Here is a 20,114-nt window from a genome sequence, read left to right on the forward strand (position 1 = left end):
CCCCCAAGACCCAGATTTGGAAAGGACTGCAAGATGGAAGAAAAATTTTGGCACAAAAGTTATGATCCCGGCGTACCCGCTTTCATTAACTATCCCAAGGTTGGAGCCCATGAGATTTTGTCCATGACGGCTTTTTCCTGCCCCAATAAAGTAGCGACTTCTTTTTTCGGGACCGAAACCACGTTCATCGAACTGAAAAGAATGTCCTCCCGTTTTGCAAACGCCTTGAAAAATGCGGGCGTTAAAAAGGGAGATCGGGTGGGCCTGCACCTGCCCAACAGCCCCCAGTACATCATCGCCTATTACGGAGCCTTGAGCCTGGGCGCCATCGTGGTCAACCTGAACCCCATGTACACCCCGGAAGAATTGACCGCCCTGTGCAGCAACACCGGCGTCAGCACGCTCATTTCCTTTGATATGGTTGTGCCCCTGATCCAGGAAGTGGCCAAAGCCGCGAATATCGAACGGGTCATCATCACCAAGGTTACGGATTTCATCAACGGCATGCCCCAGAGCACGCCCGAAGAGTTGAAGCTGGAAAAGGAATGGTTCCATTTTTCCCGGTTCCTGGCCGATTGCACGGATACAACCCCCAACAGGCCCCGGATCGACGGCGAAGACGCCGCCCTCATTCAGTTTACCGGCGGCACCACCGGCCTGCCCAAGGGCGCGGTCCTGACCCATAACAACCTGATCGCCGCCTGCTTCAACCTTAAGTTCTGGTGCGATCCGGCCTGGGAAATGCTGTCCGTGGACAAGCGCTACACCCTGTCCGTCCTGCCTTTCTTCCATGTATACGGAGACGTGGTGGCCATGAACATGTCCATCATGACCGGCGCCACCCAGATTGTGGTTCCGCGCTTTGACATCGAGGAAATCATGGGCATCATCGGCCTCATGGAAAACCCCATGTTCCTGCCCGCGGTCCCCACCATGATCAACGCGATCCTGAACCATCCCAAGGCCAAGGAACTGGAGCTGGACCGCCGGTTCACCTTCCTGAACAGCGGCGGCGCTCCCATCGCGGTGAGCCTGCTCGAACAAGGCCGCGACCTGGGCGTGAACATGTCCGAAGGCTGGGGCATGAGCGAAACAACGTCTGTGGGCCTGGGCACCCCGGTCCAAGGGACCACCAAGCCCGGCTCCGTGGGCATCCCCATTTCCAACATGGAAATCAAGCTCATCGACCCCGAAGACGGCGTTACCGAAGTGGGTCCGGGCCAGAAGGGCGAGCTTTTGATCAAGGGCCCCGTGGTCATGAAGGAATACTGGAACAACCCCGAGGAAACCGCCGGACAGCTTAAGGACGGCTGGCTCCACACCGGCGACGTGGCCATCCAGGACGAGGAAGGCTACCTCTCCATCGTGGACCGCACCAAGGACATGATCATCGCCGGCGGATACAACATCTATCCCCGGGAAATCGACGAAGTCCTGTCCACCCATCCCAAGGTGGCGGAAGTCGTGACCGTGGGCATCCCGGATGAATACCGCGGCGAGACCGTCAAGGCCTACGTGGTGCCCAAACCAGGCCAGGAATTGACCGAGCAGGACATCATCGCCTTCAGCAAGGAAAAACTGGCCCCTTACAAGCAACCCAAGATGGTGGAATTCCGGGAGGAACTGCCCAAGTCCGCCGTTGGCAAGCTGCTCCGCAAGGTGCTTCGCGCCGAGCACGAAGCCAAGAAGAATCAGTAGGGCTGAGCTACGCCTGAATATGTAGGAAGCCAGTAGGCATCCTATCAAACCATACTCTGAACGACACTGGGTCCCCGCTTGCGGGCCGATCCTGAAAATCGGACCGGCCCTTGCGGGGATGACGATCTCCTTGGGTTATGAATAATTCTGGGGAGGATAGCCGACAAAGGCTGCAACCAGGAAAAGCCCTTAAAACCAATTCGCTGCAAGCGCCTCCGCTCCCCGTCATCCCCGTGGAGGGAGGCGGCGGGATGATTGCGGTTGTTTAGCAATCATCATGACGCCTTCCCGGAAACGGGGACCCAGCGTCTTGTTAAAAACGCTGTGGGGCTTCGAGTGTTGCTTGTTCAAAAGTGGCTTTCAATTTGCTTGAATGACGTCAACCCGTTAAAAAACCTTTCCGCGGCGTCCCGGCAAGTGCCGCAATAGCGCCATATATAAAAAACCCGCTTTCCTATATTGGGGAGCGGGTTTTTTGGGTCTTTGAATATTTTTTCGGTCCGACCATTAAAAAACCACGAAACTACCGTCCAATTTACTCGTTAATTATCCGTTTTAATACATAATATTAAAATAATACTCGTCTGGCAAGCCTTTCTGTCAAGGCGACTTGACAAGGCGCCGGTCTTGTGTCAGTGTTGAATGGCAGGACCATTCAGGAGGAGGCTTTCTCCGTTCTTGTGTGAAAATGTCTTGCCGTGCGGGTATAACTTCAATAAAATACAAGTTATATTTTTCCATGGCAAAGTTGTTTTCGAGAATTTGGTCTTTTTTAAATGTAGGACCTTTTGGGATAAATGGTTCTACCGATAGGAACCCGAATTTATGAATGAAAACCCCATGTTCTCCCCCGTCAGGGTGGGCAGGGCCGGCGAAGACGTAGCCTTGCAAATTGAAGCGGCCATCATGGACGGCCGGGTGAAACCCGGAGAACGCCTGCCCAGCGAACGGGATTTGCACGTCCAGTTCGGCGCCAGCCGGGGCGTGGTGCGGGAGGCCCTTCGGGCGCTCAAGCAAAAAGGGCTCATTGAAATCAAGAAAGGCGCCAAGGGCGGCGCCTTCATTAAAGAGGCGGAGCTACATAACGCCAGCGAATCGTTGGGCTTGTTCCTCAAGCTCCAACGCATCAGCGCCCAATCCTTGATTGAGTTCCGCGAAAGCATGGACCGGACCATCACTACCCTGGCCATCACCAGAGCCGAAGCCGCAGAGAAGCAAGAGCTTCTGGAGGGCGCCATCCAACTGGGAAACCTTCTCAACAAGGATGATCCGGACATGGATGCGGTCCATGAACTGGACCGGAGGCTGAACATCAGGCTGGCCAGGATGACCAAGAATCCGGTTTTTGAATGGATTATGCGGGCCGTGCAGTTGGGGTTAAGCTCCCATGATGCGGTTTTGTATGAAGACGACGAGTACCGCTCCAGGACGGCGGGCAACTGGCGGGAGACCGCCCAGGCCATTGCCGACAACGAGCCCCTAAAGGCGTTGTCTTATATAGGGTACCATTACGTCATGCTGCAAAAATGCCTGGAGGATAGGGAAGTCCAGGAAGACAACCAGAGGGCCGAGGGACAGGACGCGGATTTTTGGGCGTCCACGCCCGACATCCCCGGGCCCTAAGAATAGGGCGTCAGCCCGTTAAACCGGGCGAGGAAGGTATATTGTGCTAGAAGCAATCCATCTCACCAAAAAATTTGGGGAACTGGTTGCCGTCAACGACTTGAGCTTCAAGGTGGACGAAAACCAGATTTTCGGCATCGCCGGCCCCAACGGCGCAGGAAAATCCACCGTATACAACCTCATCACCGGATTTTACCCCTTTGAGGGCAAGCTCCTTTTCAACGGAAAAAACATCGCCGGCAAGAAGCCCCACCAAATAGCAAAAATGGGCATAGCCCGCACCTTTCAGGTCCCCCGCACATTTCCCTCCCTCACTGTGGAGGAGGCGTTGAGCGTGGGCTCGCGCTTTGGGGACGACAAGGGCTTTGATTCCGAATACGTGGATTTTTTGCTGCATTTCCTGGATTTCGAAGAGGAGCGCTCCCGTAACACCGGCGCCCTGGACCTTTTGGGCAAAAAAAAGCTCATGATGGGCGCCGCCCTGGCCACCCGGCCCAAACTCCTTATGCTGGACGAGCCCATGGCGGGCTCCAACGCCCATGAAATCCAGGAACTGATGGATTTTATCCGCCGGATTAACGAGGAAATGGGCGTCACCATCATCATCATCGAGCATTTTATGAAGGTGTTGACCGAGTTGACGGAAACCCTGCTCATCATCGAGTCCGGTGCAAAAATCGCCAGCGGAGATCCTGAAAAGGTCACCAGCAATGAGCAGGTGGTGGAATGCTACCTGGGGGACGCCTATGCTTCAGACAACTGAACTTAACGCCTTTTACGGCCAGTTTCACGTGCTTCACGACGTCTCCATCCACGTCCGGGAGCAGGAGGTGGCGGCAATCCTGGGCCCCAACGGCCACGGCAAAAGCACCTTGCTGAAATCCATCTGCGGGTTGGTGGATCAGGTGCAGGGCGCCATCTCCTACAAGGGCCGGGACATAACAGGCAGGCCCGCGGAAAAGCTGGTCAATGACGGCGTCATTTATATTGCGGAAAACCGGGAATTGTTTCCCGAAATGAGCGTGCTGGAAAACCTCAAGCTGGGCGCCTATTCCAAAAACGCCCGGCCGTTTGAAAAGAAAAACCTGGCCAAGGTTCTGGAGCTTTTTCCCAGGCTGGAAGAGCGGAAAAAACAGCTTGCCAGCACCCTGAGCGGCGGCGAAGCCCGCATGCTGGCCATCGCCCGGGGGCTCATGAGCAACGCGGACTTTATGTGCATTGACGAGCCATCCCTGGGGCTCCAGCCCAATTTACGGGTGGAAGTCTTCAATATTATTAAAGAAATCAACAAGCAGGGCAAATCCATCCTGTTGGTGGAGCAGAATATTCCCCAGATTGCTGAGCTTGCCGACCGCATTTACATGCTGGAGGAAGGCCGGATCACCTTTGAAGGCACGGCCCAGGAAGCCGGGGAAAACGAACATTTAAAGGAAATTTTCTTGGGGATGTAATGATGAAAACGTCATTTTATAAAATGAAAGCAAGGGCCTAAAATGCTTATCGAATATGCGGACGTATTCATAAGCGGGCTGACCAACGGCTCGGTCTACGCCCTCATGGCCGTGGGCCTCACCCTGGTCTACGGCGTGTCCAAGGCCTTTAACTTCGCCTACGGCTCCTTTTACAGTCTGGGCGGATACCTGGCCTGGGTGCTTTTGGCCGGCATCGGAATATGGGGCGGATACATCTCGGTGTTCATCATCGCCCTGCCGCTGCTCATGGCCTTCGGCTACGTGACGGAAAAGCTCATTGTCGCGCCTTTACGAAGCCGCTCTGACTGGGAAATCAAAGTCATGATGATCACCCTGGGCCTGGCCTTGTTCATGGACAATTTCTACCAGGTGGCTTTCGGATCCCGGATGAAGTCCCTGCCGCCCATCGTGGATGGGGTTTGGGATCTCGGGGATATCGTGATTTCCTATCAGGACATCGTCATCCTGGTGCTGTCGGTCAGCGGCATTCTGGCTTTTCGCTGGATTCTCAATAACACCCGCATCGGCATGGCGGTTCGGGCCGTGGCCCAGAACCCGGAAGGCGCCCGGATTGTGGGCATCCCCAAGGACCGCGTTTTCGCCGCCACCTTCGCCATTTCCACGGTGATGGTGGGCGCGGGCGGGGTCTTGCTGGCCCAGAAATATTTCGTCTCCCCCACCGGAGGATGGGACATCCTGGTTAAGTCCTGGGTCATCACCGCTTTCGGCGGCATGGGCTCCATCCAGGGCGGCCTGTACGCCGCCTTCATCCTGGGCATGCTGGAAGCCTTTGTGGGCTATTGGTTCGGCATGACCTGGGTTCTTTTTGCATTGTTTGCAGTTCTTTTAGCCACCCTGGCGGTCAGGCCCCAGGGGCTGATGGGCAAATGGGGGTAGTATTATGAGTTGGCAGCGCATGGGCGGCCTTATGGCCATAATATACGGCGGGCTGGCGATTATGCCTCTATTTGTCGGCGGCGTGGATTACATGATGCACATCCTGATCATGATTCTGATCTGGGCCGTGGTGGCCTCGTGCTGGGATCTGATCATGGGTTTTGCGGGCATTTTCAGCTTCGGCCAGGTGGCTTTTTTCGTGATCGGGGCTTACGCCTCGGCTATCGTATCCAACAAGTTCGGCATTCCGCCGTTTTTTTCCATATTCATCGCGGGCGGCATAGCAGCAATACTGGGCGTCCTGGTCGGTCTGCCGTGTTTGCGCCTGAAAGGCGCCTACGTGGCTTTGGTGACCTTCGCCGTGCACATGATCCTGGAACCTTTCCTGAAGGGACACATGGGCCGGGCCATCGGCACGGGCGGCTCCCGGGGCATCCTGACCATACCGCCCATTAATATTTTCGGATACGCATTCACGCCGGACAACAAAGTGGCGGTGTTTTATCTGACCCTGGTTCTGGCCGTGATTTGCTCCGTGATTATCCTCATGGTCATCCGCTCCTTTTGGGGCACGGCCTTTCTGGCGCTGAAGGATAGCGAGGATTTTTCCGCCAGCCTGGGAGTCAGCGCCTTCAAATACAAGCTGGCCGTGTTCGCCCTGACCAGTTTCCTCACCGGCATGGTGGGCGGCTTTTACGCCCATTACGTGGGCATGCTGTCCACAAGAATGCTGGGCATAGACCTGTTCGTCACCCTCATGATCATGCTGGTCATCGGCGGAATAGGGCAGTTTCCCGGCGCTATTCTGGGCGCCATAGTCACGGTTACACTAAACGAAATGCTGTCTCCTCTTGGGCCATACAGGCCTTTGATCCTGGGGGGGCTGGTGGTGGTCCTGGTGCTTTTGCTGCCCGACGGAGTGATCGGCCTTTTACGCCGCATTTTTGGCGGAAAACGCAAAACCCGGGAAGCGGAGGCTTGACAGGACGTCTGTCCTCTTCACCGCAACACTAATTATAACCAAGGAGGTTCCATTGAAAAAGCTGGTAAGTTTGATTCTGACGATTACGGCAGCCTTGGCGTTGGCCGTTCCGGCCATGGCCGCAGACACCATTAAGGTGGGCGTGCCCCTGGCTATGACGGGCGCCTACACGGACACCGGAGACAATTACTGGAAGGGCATCAAGATTGCCATCGACGAAATCAATGCGTCCGGGGGGCTGTTGGGCAAGCAGCTCGAGCCCGTGCGGTTCGACACCCAGGAATTCGCCCCGGAAAGGGTTATGCAGGGCGCCGACTATCTGTGCGGCAAAATGAAAGTCGATTCCGTGCATGCGGGATGGGCCGGTTGGGGCCAGGACGTGCGCGCCTACGGCAAGTATACCGCTCCTTTCTTCGCTGACGACGGCTCCCAGTCCGCAGTGGACGTATTCAACCAGGATCCCAAGAAATACTCCAACATCTATCAGCTTACGGATACGGACATCAACCAGGCTTCCAGCATGTTCCGGGTTTTGATGGCTTTGCCTTACGAATACCCCAACAAGAAAGTCGCCATCATCACCGCGGACGACGCCTGGGGAACCGGCGTGGGCGAAACCCTGGCCAAAAACTTCAAGAAGGAAGGCTGGAAAGTGGCCCTGCACGAAGAAGTGCCTTACGGCACCCGTGAATGGGGACCTATCCTCACCCGGATTCGCAAAGCCAAACCCGCTATCATTCATTTGGAAATCGTCAGCGCCCAGGAAGTCATCACCTTTTTCCGCCAGTTCATGGAATCCCCGACAAAATCCATCCTGAGCTACGGCTACTCCATCGTCCCCAGGGAAGTGGTCCAGACCATGGGCACGGAAGCCGACGGCATCATCGGCGAAGTTCCCACGGCCATGCCCACCCCCATCGCGCCGACGCCTGAAGCACAGGCCTGGGTGGAAAACTTCAAGAAAATCTGGGGCCATCAGCCTCAGGCCGGCTCCTGGGCGGCCTATAGCGGCGTCAAAGCCTGGGCTGCAGCCGTGGAAGCAGTGGGCGACGCAAAAGACCACGCAGCCGTATGCAAGTACATCTCCACCAAGGGCTACAAAGGCGAAACCGGCTGGTGGAAATGGGATGAGAGCAACGTCATGCGCGCTGGCGGGGATGTGCCCATCGGACATTATCAGGTGCAGGGCGGCGAGTTGGTGACCATCTTCACCGATCCTCCGGTCAAGCCCTACAAGGACTTCAAATTCCAGACGCCCAGGTGGTGTAAATAGGAATTTTATCGGTATATGGCCAAAACCTTTTTTATCAAGACTAACTTTGACCTGTGCACGGGTTGCAGCCTCTGCCAACTGGCCTGCTCCCAGCGCCTCTTGGGGGGCTACAACCCGCACAGGGCGTTGCTCCGCATTACCCACAAGACGGAGAATCTCTACCACTTTCCCACGGTTTGCAATCAATGCGAAAACGCCTATTGCGCCAACGTCTGCCCGGTCAAGGCCATCAGCCGCGATCCCGAAACCCGCGCCCTGGTGGTGGACCACGAAAAATGCGTGGGCTGCAACCTGTGCCATAAGTATTGCCCCATTGAAATGGCGGGCGTGGATCCGGACCTGAAAAAATCGGTCAAGTGCGACTTGTGCGGCGGCGATCCCGCCTGCGTGAAAGTCTGCCCCACAGGCGCTTTGGAACTGGCCTGGCGCATGGTCCCGGACCGGGAAGAGGAGGCGCCCAATGGCTGATTCCTATATGGGAAAATTCCTGCTTGTGGATCTGACCAATGAGGCCTCCCGCCCGGTTCCCACGCCGCAATGGTTAAAGGATCAGTTTGTGGGAGGCAAGGGATTCGGCGCCAAACTGCTTTACGACCTCGTTCCCAAAGGCGTGGACGCATTGTCGCCTGAAAACGCGCTTATGTTCTTTCCCGGGCCTCTGACTGCCACGGCCGCTCCAAGCATGCGGGCCTGCGCCGTCACCAAGTCGCCGCTTACGGGAACCTATCTGGATTCCTTTTTCGGCGGCAGGCTGGGGCCTGAAATCAAGTACGCGGGATACGACGGCATCATTATTTTCGGCAAGGCCCCCAAACCGGTTTACCTTTGGATCAACGACGATCAGGTGGAAATCCGGCCCGCAGGCGATATCTGGGGGACGAGCGCCTTGGAGGCCAACGCCCTCATCAAAGACGAAATCAAAGAGCCCGAAGCCATGCTGGCCACCATCGGCCAGGCGGGCGAGAACCAGGTTCTGTTTGCACTCATCTGTTGCGAATACAACCGCCAGGCGGGCAGGGGAGGGGCCGGGGCGGTCATGGGCTCCAAAAACCTCAAGGCCGTGGCTATCAAAGGAAGCCGGTTGGTTAAAGTGCACGATCCGGAAGCCTTTGACAAGGCCTGCCAGGGCGCCTGCGAGGAAATCTCCCTGAGCACGGAATGCGCCGTTTACACGGACGGAGGCACAAGTTCGGCCGTGCCCTGGTCCAACGAAATCGGAACTCTACCGTACAAAAACTACTACACCCAATCCGACCCCCAGGCCGACAAGATAGGCGACGAGGGGCAGAAGAAGCACCTGTTTTTAGGCAAAGCCGCATGCTTTGGCTGCCCCATTCGTTGCAGCCAGATGGGAGCGGTCCGCACCGGCAAATACTCCAATTTCATTACGGATATTGTGGAATACGAATCCGCGGCTTTGCTAGGCTCCAACCTGGACATCCACGATCCCAGGGCCGTGGCCCACCTGACCAAGCTCTGCGACGAATACGGTCTGGACAGCATGAGCGCCGGCGGCGTCATCGGTTTTGCGTTTGAAGCTGCCGAAAAAGGCGTCATTGAAGCGCCCGAAGGCATTACCCTGGCCTTTGGAAACGTCCAAGGCGCGGAATACCTGATCAGGTCCATGGCCTTTCAGGAAGAGGACCTGGGCAGGCTGCTTTCCCAGGGGGTCAAACGGGCAAGCGCCGTTCTGGGCAAGCAGACCATGGACTACGCCATGCACGTCAAGGGCCTGGAATGCCCGGCCTGGGGGCCGCGAGGTACGCCCGGCATGGGGTTGGCCTACATGACCGCCGATCGCGGCGGATGCCATCAGCGGGGGTTTATGATCGGCTACGATGTAGGCGACGAATACAACGGCGTGCCTGTGGAGATGTATCAAACCAAAGGCCGCGCCGGCATTCTGATCGAGTTGCAGAATTACCTTGCAGGGACTGACGCCCTGGTCAAATGCGACTTCAGCCAATGCGGCGTCTCCCCCGAAAGCTTCGCGGCCATGCTGTCAGCGGCAACCGGCAGACAGGTTGACGAAGATTATTTTGACCTTCTGGGCGAACGAATTTGGAATCAAACCCGGCTGTTCAATGTCCGGGAAGGCTTTTTGGCAAAGGACGATACGCTGCCAAAGCGTTTCGTCAAACAAGTCCTTCCCGACGGCCCTCACAAAGGACATTGCGTGAGCGAGGCCGACATGGATTATATGCGCCGGGATTATTATAAAACACGAGGCTGGGACGAAGAAGGCCGTCCTGAAAAAAAGACATTACAAAAACTGGACCTGGACAAGGCGCCGGTTTTTATGGAAAGGCCTTAGGCCTGAAAAAATGAAGCAGGAGCAATTATGGCACGCAACTATTACGACTACATCATCATAGGCGGCGGTTCCGCAGGCAGCGTCCTGGCCAACCGCCTGAGCGTCAATCCGTCCAACAAGGTGCTGGTCCTGGAGGCGGGCAGGCCGGATTATAAAATGGACTTCCGCATTCATATGCCCGCGGCCCTGACCTTTCCGCTGGCGGGCAAGACGTATAATTGGTGGTACGAGTCCGAGCCCGAGCCATACATGCACAATCGCCGGGTTTACCAGCCCAAGGGCAAGGTGCTGGGCGGGTCCAGTTGCATCAACGGCATGATCTACATCCGCGGCAACGCCCTGGACTACCAGAAATGGGCCAAGGAAGACGGCCTGGAAAATTGGGATTACGCCCATTGCCTGCCGTATTTCCAGCGCTTTGAATCCCGGTGCATGGGCGCGGACGCCTATCACGGCGTAGGCGGTCCCCTGTACCTTACCTCGCCCGACCTGGACAATCCGCTCTTCACCGCCTTTTTCCGGGCGGTCCAGGAAGCCGGATACCCCATCACCGAAGACGTGAACGGCTTCCAGCAGGAAGGCTTTTCCGGCTTTGACAGAACCTGCTATCGGGGACGCCGCTGGAACGCAGCCAGGGCTTACGTGCATCCGGTCAAGCATCGCGAAAACCTGAAAGTGCGGACTCAGGCCACGACTACCCGCATTCTGTTCAAGGGTAAAAAAGCCATTGGCGTGGAATACATGAAGGGCAAGACCCTGAACCAGGCATTCGGCGGCGAGATCATCTGCTGCGGCGGCTCCATTGCATCCCCCCAACTGCTGCAGGTTTCGGGAATCGGCAACGGCGAGGAACTGCAAAAACTGGGCATCAACGTGGTGCACGACCTCCCCGGCGTGGGCGAAAACCTCCAGGACCACCTGGAAGTCTACGTTCAGTACGGCTGCAAACAGCCCGTGAGCATCGCCCCCGCGCTCAAGTGGTGGAGGCAGCCCTGGATCGGCTTCCAGTGGCTGTTCATGCGCAAGGGCATTGGCGCCAGCAACCATTTTGAGGCGGGCGGATTTATCCGCAGCAACGATGAAGTGGAATATCCCAACCTCCAATACCACTTCCTGCCCATCGCCATCCGCTACGACGGGTCCGTGGCCCAGGAAGGGCATGGATACCAGGTGCATGTGGGCCCCATGAACACGGACGTGCGCGGTACGGTCAAGATCAAGTCCGCCGATCCCAGGGAATACCCGGCCATCCAGTTCAATTATCTCTCCACCGAGCAGGAGCGGAAAAACTGGGTGGAAGCCATCCACAAAACCCGGGAAATCATGACTCAGCCGGCCTTCGATGGATTGCGCGGCGACGAACTGGCGCCCGGGCCTCAGTGCCAGACCGATGAGGAAATCCTTGACTTCATCGCCAGGGAAGGGGAAAGCGCCTATCATCCGAGCTGCACATGCAAGATGGGCACGGACGATATGGCGGTTGTGGATCCCGAGCTCAGGGTGCACGGCATCGAAAACCTTCGGGTGGTGGATGCGTCCATCATGCCTTACGTCACCAACGGCAACATCTACGCGCCGACCATGATGATCGCGGAAAAAGCCGCGGATCTGATTTTGGGCAACACCCCCGCGCCGCCGGTGGAGGTTCCCTACTATACCAAGGCGCAGGATGAGGCGGAAGCATAGCCCCTTGTTGTATTTAAACAACTATGCCGCTTAAGGCGCTGAATAAGAAGGACGCTGGGTTCCCGCTTGCGTGCGATCCCGAAAAACGGATCGCCCTTGCGGGAATGACGGTTTTTTATGGCGCTTGGAAATTTCAGCCGTATGGATGCGTCGCTATTTGTTTTTTGGCTCGAAGTCCAATAGCATTGCCGTTAGCGTGACTCGAAAAAATCGAACTTTTTAATCCAACCTACTATTTTTTACTCGAAAAGACGTAGGTTGGGTAGAGCTTGCGAAACCCAACATGACTAGGCCTGAAAGCTCCGGCAGTCCCGAAAACGGAGACCAAGCGTCCTTCCTGTCCACATCCAAAAAGAATAAAGCCCCCGGCGATGATTCCGCCGGGGGCTTGTTATCTTCTATTTGCGCCCAGATTTTACAGCCAATGAATCAGAGCTTTTCCATTCGGGAAAACACGTCCATATTCAGGGGGGAGCGTTCTCCGGCTGCGAGTTTGTAATAGCCTGCGGCGGCGATCATGGCGGCGTTGTCTCCGCACAGGGAGATATCCGGCAAGTGCACGCTCATGCCTGCCTTGGCCGCCAATTGGGTCACCCGGTCTCTCAAGCAGGCGTTGGCGGCCACGCCTCCCGCCACGGCCACCCTGGGACAGCCGATGCTTTTCGCGGCATTGATCAACTTGGTCGCCAAAACCTCCACCACGGCTTCCTGAAAACTTGCGGCGATGTCCGCTTTTTCGTCGTGCCAGGAATCTTCATGGACCTGCATATAGCGGCCAACCGCGGTTTTGATGCCGGAAAAGGAAAAGTCGAATTTTTTCTTGTCCAGCCAGGATCTTGGGAAGGAAATTTTATGGGGATCACCGCTTTCCGCCAGCTTGCTGATAATCTCGCCGCCCGGATACCCCAGGCCCATGGCCTTGGACACCTTGTCAAAAGCCTCGCCCGCGGCGTCGTCCCGGGTCTGGCCCATGACTTCCATGTCCGTGCGGGAGCTTACCTTATAGATGCTGGTGTGCCCGCCGGAAACCAGCAGCGCGGCGAATGGGAATTCAGGGGGGGAGGGCGACATAAGGACCGAGTGGATATGCCCCAGAAGATGATTCACCCCCACCCAGGGCACGTCTAAAGCAAAGGCGTAGGCTTTGGCGAAGGAGAATCCCACCAGCAAGGCGCCCACCAGTCCGGGGCCGCGCGTTACGGCCACGCCGTCTATCTGATCCCTTGATATTCCGGCATCTTCCAGAGCCTGTTCAACCACCGGAGCGATGCTTTCCAAGTGCTTGCGGGAGGCCAGTTCAGGCACCACTCCGCCGAAGGGGGCGTGCACCTTGATTTGCGAAGCGACCACCGAGGACAGGATTTCCGTTCCGCGGCTAACCACGGCGGCGGCGGTTTCGTCGCAGGATGATTCGATTCCGAGGATTGTTTTCATGGGCTTTAAGCTATACTTCAACGTCCTCTATGCAAACGCTGAATTTTTTTAAGAATAATTGGTTCTTTCGGCAGATCTCCTTGAGCCTCGCCATTTTTTGCTCCGAAGGATTGATATAGGCGATGACTATCCCCCGAACCTCCTCTTTGGCGAGCAGGGCGTCAAGGTCTTCCTTGGCGGCGTGCACCGGGTATCCCTGGAGCCGCTTGCCCGCCTTCATGGGATCGTCGTCCAGAAAGCCCGCCGGCACAAGGCGCCTGTGCTTGTTGTTCATGATCTCCCGCAGGAGAATTTCTCCCCCCCTTCCGGCTCCGTACAAAAGCACCCGGTCGCCTTTGAGGCTGCTGCGCTTCATGGCGTCCATGAACAAGCGAAAGGAGCCCCGGGTAAGGAGGACCAATCCTGTGAGGCCCAGCCAGTCGATCACGAACAAGCCCTTGGAAAAGTCCTGAAACCGGAACACATAGGTGATTAAAACCACGCTCAAGAGCGTGCCCAGCATGGTGGCTTTAATGTGCACGTAGATATCATTGAAGCTGAACGAGTCCCACACGCCGCGATACACGCCCATGGCGTAAAAGGCCGTTATTTTGCATCCGATGATGATGGGCAGGCTTTGGAGGAAAACCTCGAAGTAGAATTTGAAGTCGTCAATGTTAAAGCGCAGGCGGTATGACATGTAATAGGAAAAGGCGATGAGCCAGAAATCCAGAACCACCAATGCCAGTTGGCGCTTGTAGGTCAGTTCCATCAGAACCGGCGTAAAGGTTTTGTCCCGCAGTACGGAGAACTCCTTTTCCGGATACACCCGCAACTGCGCCAGGTACACGCCCATGAGCAGGATGGCCAATGCCAAAGGGACCAATACCAGGGGCGTGCTCAAGGTGTCGTGCCGGTCCACGAACATGGCCGCCAGTCCCGAAATGGAGGCGATGGCGTACAAGGCCAGGGCCGCCTTTTTTTCCGATAACCCGATGAGCACCAGCCGGTGCGAGGTGTGGTCCTTGCCCCCCATGGAGGCTTTTCGCCCTGATAGCAGCCGGATGAATGTCACCAGAGAGGTGTCGAATATGGGGACCATCATCACCATGATGGGGCAAGCGTATTTCGCGATGCCGTGGGGGGGCGCCGAAAACCCGGCGTAGCAGATGCTCAAGAAAGCCAGGGTGAAGCCAATCACCAGGCTGCCGCAGTCCCCCATGAAAATGGAGGCCGGATTGAAGTTGAACACCAGAAAGGCCGCCAAAGACCCGCACAAAATCAGGCTCATGACCGCCAGCAGAAAGTTGGTGTCCCACAACAGCATGGCCAGGAAAAACGAAGCAACGGCCCCGACTCCGGCGCAAAGCCCGTCCATATTATCCAAGAGATTCAAGGCGTTTGTTATGCCCACAATCCAAAAGACGGAAATCATGGTGTCCAGGGTCATGGACTCGAACCAGCAAAGCCTGTATCCGAAAAAGGTCGCCATCAAAGCCACCAGAATCTGGCCCAGCAATTTGCTTTGGGGCTTGATTTTCAGAAAATCGTCCACCAGTCCCAGGGTGAAGAGCAAGGTGACCCCAAGCCACAGCACGGCGCCTGCATGGGGGCCGGCGTGCATGGGGGCGATGCCCGGGACAAAGCTCTTTTCCAGGGTGAAATCCGAAAGAATGTATAAAGGAATGCTGATGCCCGTGTAAATGGCGATGCCCCCCATGAGGGCGGTGGGCTTTTGGTGCCATCTGTCCGCCGTGGGATGGGCGAGCCAATCCCTTTTGTGCGCCATCCATTGAACTGCAGGGGTGGCTGCAAGGCAAATCAGAAAAGCGGCGAGGGGATAATATAGTGCGAGCATTTTTGTTATGATTTCAAATAGGAATTTTTGGTTAGGCCTAACCCCATGGCCGAATAAGACGCCGCGCTATTGGTATAGGACGCGCCCTTATGTCGAAAAGGGCGCATCGCAGCATGATTCATCAAATGCTACTTATCTTGGTTTCCTGGGCGCCTGCCCGGCGCCGGATCTTCTGGGGCCTCAGGAGGCGCAGGTCTGATTTTCCGCCCCCTTGGCGATCCAGGCAAAAAACCGTCCTAAAAAGCTCTTGGGCTTGACTTTTGGACCTGGAATCCGGCAGGATTCGCCTGATTTTTTTATTTCCATTCTATGCGATCGTCATTTTCGCCGCGGGCTGCAATTTCGCCTATGACATAGGCTTTTTCGCCCATGGCCTGCATCAGTTCCAGGGCTTCCTGGACCTGGGGTTCGGGGATGACGGCGACCAGCCCGATGCCGTTGTTGAAAGTGCGCATCATTTCCATTTCGTCGATGTCCCCGGCTTTTTTCATGAACGGGAACACGGCCGGGTACTCCCAGGAGCCTTCCCGGATGACGGCCTTGCAGGACTGGGGAATGGTTCGGGGCAGGTTGTCGATGATGCCGCCGCCGGTAATATGAGCCATTCCGTTTACATGGATGTCCCGGATAAGGTTCCGGACTATTTCCGCGTAGATTTTGGTGGGTTCGAGCATGGCCTCGCCCACGGTCATCCCCAGGTCCTCCACATAGGAGTCCACTTTCAGGCCCAGGTGATCGAAAAACACCTTTCTGGCCAGGGAATACCCGTTGGAATGAAGCCCGGTGGAGGCGATGCCCAAAAGCACGTTGCCCTGGCCCACGTCCGAACCGTCCACGATCTTGAAATTGTCGGCGATGCCTACGGCGAAGCCCGCCAGATCGTAGTCGCCGTCTTCATACATGCCGGGCATTTCCGCGGTTTCCCCGCCAATCAGGGCGCAGTTGGCCTGGCGGCATCCTTCGGCCACTCCCTCGATGATATCTGCGGCGGTGTTTTCGTTCAGTTTTCCCATGGACAGGTAGTCCAGAAAAAACAAAGGCTTGGCGCCTTGAACCACAATGTCGTTCACGCTCATGGCCACCAGGTCGATGCCGATGGTGTCGTGCTTGTCCATCATGATGGCCACGCGCAGCTTGGTTCCCACGCCGTCCGTGGAGCTGACGAGCACGGGCCTTTCGTATTGCTCGGTGTTCAGGGAGAACAATCCGCCGAACCCCCCTATGCCGCCGATTACGCCCTGGCGGGGGGTTGACTTCACGATTGTCTTGATTCTGTCCACCAGCCGGTTGGCTTTATCAATGTCGACGCCTGCATCCGCGTAGGAAAGGGACTTGGCCATGTATTTCGTACTCCCGCAAAAATTGTTGATATAAACAGGCCGTTGGAGCGTCTTTGGCGCTTCGCCGCCGGTCCAATGGCGCCTGGCGAACCCGGGCTTGAGCCACGGGCTCCCTCCTGCTTTAAAAAAGGCCCCGGATAATCTTTCCAGGTTGCGGCTTTCTTGTATCAGCCAAGCCTGAATGGTAGACTTGGCAGGCCCAAAAGTCAAAACAATTTTTTTGACATGCAAGCCGGGGTGGTGTATCAGTATCAACTTTGACAACAGGCCTTGTGATGCCTGTAAAACCTTAACCTTATACTAATAGAGGATTTGCCATGAAAGAGTTCGCCAGATTGGACAGATTGCCCCCCTATGTCTTCGCCCAAGTCAATGAGATCAAGATGGAGGCGAGGCGAGCGGGTGAGGACATCATTGATCTGGGCATGGGAAATCCCGACCTGGGAACTCCCCAGCACATTGTGGATAAAATGGTTGAGGCCGCCCAGAAGCCCCACAACCATCGGTACTCTGCATCCATGGGCATTCGCAAGCTGCGCATGGCCATCGCCGATTGGTATAAACGCCGCTACGATGTGGACATTGACTACGAAAACGAAGCCATTGTCACCATCGGCGCCAAAGAGGGCATTTCTCACCTCGTGCTGGTGACCATCAGGCCAGGAGACGTTGTATTTTCCCCAAGCCCGACCTATCCCATTCATCCGTATTCGGCGATTATAGCGGGCGGGGATGTACGTCAGATTCCCCTGGGGCCTGACACGGATTTTTTTGAAAACCTGATCACGGCCACCAGGCAGACCTGGCCCAAACCGAAAATGATGGTCCTTTCCTTTCCCCACAACCCCACGGGAGAGGTCATTGACCTGGATTTCTTCACCAAAATCGTGGAGTTCGCCAAAGAACACGACATCATGGTCGTGCACGATTTTGCATACGCCGACCTGACCTACGACGGATACAAGGCCCCCAGCTTTCTCCAGGCGCCCGGCGCCAAGGATGTGGGCGTGGAGTTCTTCTCTCTGTCCAAGAGCTACAGCATGGCAGGATGGCGCGTGGGCTTTTGCGTGGGCAACCCGAAAATCGTAGCCGCCTTAAGGCGCATCAAAAGCTATCTGGACTACGGCATTTTTCAGCCCATCCAGATCGCCTCCATCATCGCCCTGAACGGCGAGCAGGAATGCGTGGAAGAAATTCGCCAGACCTATAAAATGCGCCGGGACACGCTGTGCGACGGCCTTTCCAAAATGGGCTGGGACGTTCCTCCGCCCAAGGGCACCATGTTTGTGTGGGCGAAAATTCCCGAGCAATACCGGAGCATGGGCTCGGTGGAATTTTCCAAGATGCTCGTCAGGGAAGCCAAGGTGGCGGTCGCTCCGGGGCTCGGCTTCGGGCATTACGGCGACGATTACGTCCGCTTTGCACTCATCGAAAACAAAATGCGCACCCAGCAGGCATTGCGGGGCATTCGCAACGTCCTGTAACTTCATGGGAGACTATAATGGATAATCTTTCCGGAAACTCCATTTCCGTGGGACTCTTAGGCTGCGGCGTGGTGGGCGCGGGAGTTGCGAAACTTCTGGCTCAAAACGGCGATCTCATCGCCTCCCGCATCGGCATGGAGATCAAGCTGGCCAAAGCGGCGGACATCAATCCGGACGCCGTTGCCGGCCTGAACCTGGCCGACGGGATCTACACCAACGACGCCATGGAGGTGATCAACGATCCGACTATTCCCATCATTGTGGAGCTCATCGGGGGGCAGGGGATCGCCAAGGATTTTGTCCTGGCGGCCCTGAACAAAGGGAAGACGGTGGTCACGGCCAATAAAGCGCTGGTTGCGGCCTATCGGGACGAAATCGCCGTAGCCTGCGAAAAGTCGGGCGCGGATTTTCTGTTCGAAGCCAGCGTGGGCGGATGCATGCCCGTGATAAAAAGCCTGCGGGAGTCCCTGGTCTCCAATAAGGTGGATTCCATTTTCGGCATTTTAAACGGGACGTGCAATTACATCCTGACTCAGATCACCCAGGAAGGCATGCCTTTTGACCAGGCTCTGGCGCAAGCCCAGGAACTGGGATTCGCCGAGGCTGACCCCACCCTTGACGTGGAAGGCATGGACACAGTGCATAAACTGGCCTTGTCCGTGGCTTTGGCCTTCGGGACCCGGGTGAACTACAAGGAAATCTATGTGGACGGCATCACCCGCATTACGCCCTTGGACATCACCATTGCGGCGGAGTTCGGGTATTCGGTCAAACTTCTGGCCATTGCAAAGAACCACGGAGACTTTGTGGAAGCCCGAGTGCATCCCACCATGATTACCCACGACAATCTCCTTTCCTCCGTGGGCAGGAACATGAATGCGGTGAAGATTGTGGGCGACGCCGTGGGCGAAATGGTCCTTTACGGCGCGGGCGCCGGCATGATGCCGACGGCCAGCGCGGTGGTGGGCGACATCGTGGACGCCGCCAGGAACATCCAGCTGGGCTGCCATCCCAGGATTCCGGCCTTCTCCTATCAGCCTGCGGCTATCAGGGAACTGCCCCTCATGCCCATGGACGAGTTGGTCACCCGCTACTACGTACGTTTTTCCGCCCTGGACAGGCCCGGCGTGCTGTCCGTGATTTCCGGCGTGCTGGCCAAATACTCCATCAGCATCGCCAGCGTGCACCAAAAGGGCAGGCATACGGAAGGCCCGGTGCCCATCGTCATGCTCACTCATGAGGCAAAGGAAGCGAACATCCGTAAGGCTCTTGAAGAGGTTGGCAGTCTGGATGTGATCGCCGAAGAACCCATGCTTATCCGGATAGAGGATGAAAACCAGGAATAGGCCTTTATCCCCTTGAGCCGGTGGGCCAGGGTAGGGCGATTTCGTGAAGGAATGTAAACATGGACATCATTTGTTGCGATTTGGAAGGGGTTTTCATCCCTGAAATTTGGATTAACGTCTCCAAAAAAACCGGCATTGAAAAGCTCTCCCTCACCACGCGGGATATATCCGATTACGACGTGCTCATGAAAATGCGCCTGGAAATCCTGGATGAAAACAATCTGAAACTGGCTGACATTCAGGACGTGATTGGAACCATGGATCCCATCGAAGGCGCCGTGGATATGGTGAACTGGCTCAAAGAGCAGGCTCAGTTGATCATTGTGTCGGACACCTTCGCCGAGTTCGCCGGCCCCTTGATGAAAAAACTGGGCTACCCCACGCTTTTCTGCAACAGCCTGGAAGTGGACGACCAGGGCATGGTCAGAGACTACACCCTCAGGCAGCAGGACGGAAAAAGGCACGTGGCAAGGGCTTTGAAAAGCCTCAATTTTCATGTGATTGCCTCTGGCGACTCCTATAATGACGTGACCATGCTCCAAGAGGCTCATCATGGGATTTTGTATTCCCCGCCCCAGAACGTGATCGACGAGTATCCGCAATTTCCGGTCACCCGCAATTACGAAGAATTGAAAAAGGCTTTTAAGGACGTTTTAGGCTGCAAATGCCATCATGGCAGCTAACAAAAAGCTGCTTTTTCATCGGTGTTTTCAAGGGCGTCAATCGCA

At 56.2% G+C, this 20,114-nt stretch carries 16 protein-coding genes; 13 read left to right on the forward strand and 3 right to left on the reverse strand.

Features of this window, described 5'->3' with window-relative positions:
• Window positions 1-33: 33 nt before the first annotated feature.
• The 10 genes from BUE18_RS20675 (at window position 34) to betA (ending at window position 11,945) form a co-directional block, all read left to right on the forward strand.
• Window positions 34-1,698 (forward strand): long-chain-fatty-acid--CoA ligase, encoded by a 1,665-nt coding sequence (locus BUE18_RS20675; protein ID WP_073478081.1) that lies wholly within the window; start codon window positions 34-36, stop codon window positions 1,696-1,698.
• 825 nt (window positions 1,699-2,523) lie between these two features.
• Window positions 2,524-3,321: a FadR/GntR family transcriptional regulator gene (locus BUE18_RS28660; RefSeq protein ID WP_073478082.1), complete on the forward strand. Its 798-nt coding sequence runs from the start codon at window positions 2,524-2,526 to the stop codon at window positions 3,319-3,321.
• Window positions 3,322-3,364: 43 nt separating this feature from the next.
• A complete protein-coding gene (locus BUE18_RS20685; RefSeq protein WP_170868424.1) occupies window positions 3,365-4,084 on the forward strand; it encodes an ABC transporter ATP-binding protein in 720 nt (239 codons plus the stop codon).
• Window positions 4,068-4,772, forward strand: a complete 705-nt coding sequence (locus tag BUE18_RS20690; protein WP_073478084.1) for an ABC transporter ATP-binding protein — start codon at window positions 4,068-4,070, stop codon at window positions 4,770-4,772. The genes BUE18_RS20685 and BUE18_RS20690 overlap by 17 nt, the downstream gene beginning before the upstream one ends.
• 42 nt (window positions 4,773-4,814) lie before the next feature.
• On the forward strand, window positions 4,815-5,690 hold the full coding sequence (locus tag BUE18_RS20695) for a branched-chain amino acid ABC transporter permease (protein WP_073478085.1): 876 nt from the start codon (window positions 4,815-4,817) through the stop codon (window positions 5,688-5,690).
• Between the two features lie 4 nt (window positions 5,691-5,694).
• Window positions 5,695-6,672: a branched-chain amino acid ABC transporter permease gene (locus BUE18_RS20700; protein WP_073478086.1), complete on the forward strand. Its 978-nt coding sequence runs from the start codon at window positions 5,695-5,697 to the stop codon at window positions 6,670-6,672.
• Window positions 6,673-6,724: 52 nt separating this feature from the next.
• Entirely contained in the window at window positions 6,725-7,945 is a 1,221-nt protein-coding gene (locus BUE18_RS20705) for an ABC transporter substrate-binding protein (protein WP_073478087.1), read from the forward strand.
• 15 nt (window positions 7,946-7,960) lie between these two features.
• Complete coding sequence (locus BUE18_RS20710; protein ID WP_073478088.1) at window positions 7,961-8,413, forward strand: 4Fe-4S dicluster domain-containing protein; 453 nt, start codon at window positions 7,961-7,963, stop codon at window positions 8,411-8,413.
• On the forward strand, window positions 8,406-10,259 hold the full coding sequence (locus BUE18_RS20715) for an aldehyde ferredoxin oxidoreductase family protein (protein WP_073478089.1): 1,854 nt from the start codon (window positions 8,406-8,408) through the stop codon (window positions 10,257-10,259). Before BUE18_RS20710 ends, BUE18_RS20715 begins: the two co-directional genes overlap by 8 nt.
• 27 nt (window positions 10,260-10,286) lie before the next feature.
• Window positions 10,287-11,945, forward strand: coding sequence for a choline dehydrogenase (betA, locus tag BUE18_RS20720; protein WP_073478090.1), 1,659 nt, complete (start codon window positions 10,287-10,289; stop codon window positions 11,943-11,945).
• Between the two features lie 429 nt (window positions 11,946-12,374).
• On the opposite strand, the gene tsaD is transcribed toward betA, so the two are convergent.
• The 3 genes from tsaD to purM all read right to left on the reverse strand — a co-directional run bounded on the left by tsaD (window position 12,375) and on the right by purM (window position 16,556).
• Complete coding sequence (tsaD, locus tag BUE18_RS20725; protein ID WP_073478091.1) at window positions 12,375-13,379, reverse strand: tRNA (adenosine(37)-N6)-threonylcarbamoyltransferase complex transferase subunit TsaD; 1,005 nt, start codon at window positions 13,377-13,379, stop codon at window positions 12,375-12,377.
• Window positions 13,380-13,389: 10 nt separating this feature from the next.
• On the reverse strand, window positions 13,390-15,147 hold the full coding sequence (locus BUE18_RS20730) for a glycosyl transferase (RefSeq protein ID WP_244549358.1): 1,758 nt from the start codon (window positions 15,145-15,147) through the stop codon (window positions 13,390-13,392).
• A 365-nt stretch (window positions 15,148-15,512) separates the two neighbouring features.
• Window positions 15,513-16,556, reverse strand: coding sequence for a phosphoribosylformylglycinamidine cyclo-ligase (gene purM, locus BUE18_RS20735; RefSeq protein WP_073478110.1), 1,044 nt, complete (start codon window positions 16,554-16,556; stop codon window positions 15,513-15,515).
• A 317-nt stretch (window positions 16,557-16,873) separates the two neighbouring features.
• On the opposite strand from purM, the gene alaC reads away from it, so the two are divergent.
• Genes alaC through thrH form a run of 3 tightly spaced genes read left to right on the forward strand, consistent with a single transcriptional unit; the run spans window position 16,874 to window position 20,069 of the window.
• On the forward strand, window positions 16,874-18,040 hold the full coding sequence (gene alaC / locus BUE18_RS20740; protein ID WP_073478093.1) for an alanine transaminase: 1,167 nt from the start codon (window positions 16,874-16,876) through the stop codon (window positions 18,038-18,040).
• Window positions 18,041-18,057: 17 nt separating this feature from the next.
• Window positions 18,058-19,386, forward strand: a complete 1,329-nt coding sequence (locus BUE18_RS20745) for a homoserine dehydrogenase (RefSeq protein ID WP_073478094.1) — start codon at window positions 18,058-18,060, stop codon at window positions 19,384-19,386.
• A 59-nt stretch (window positions 19,387-19,445) separates the two neighbouring features.
• Window positions 19,446-20,069, forward strand: a complete 624-nt coding sequence (gene thrH, locus BUE18_RS20750; protein ID WP_073478095.1) for a bifunctional phosphoserine phosphatase/homoserine phosphotransferase ThrH — start codon at window positions 19,446-19,448, stop codon at window positions 20,067-20,069.
• Window positions 20,070-20,114: the final 45 nt, after the last annotated feature.

The organism is Desulfatibacillum alkenivorans DSM 16219 (genome assembly GCF_900142135.1).
In the GTDB taxonomy this organism is placed as follows: domain Bacteria; phylum Desulfobacterota; class Desulfobacteria; order Desulfobacterales; family Desulfatibacillaceae; genus Desulfatibacillum; species Desulfatibacillum alkenivorans.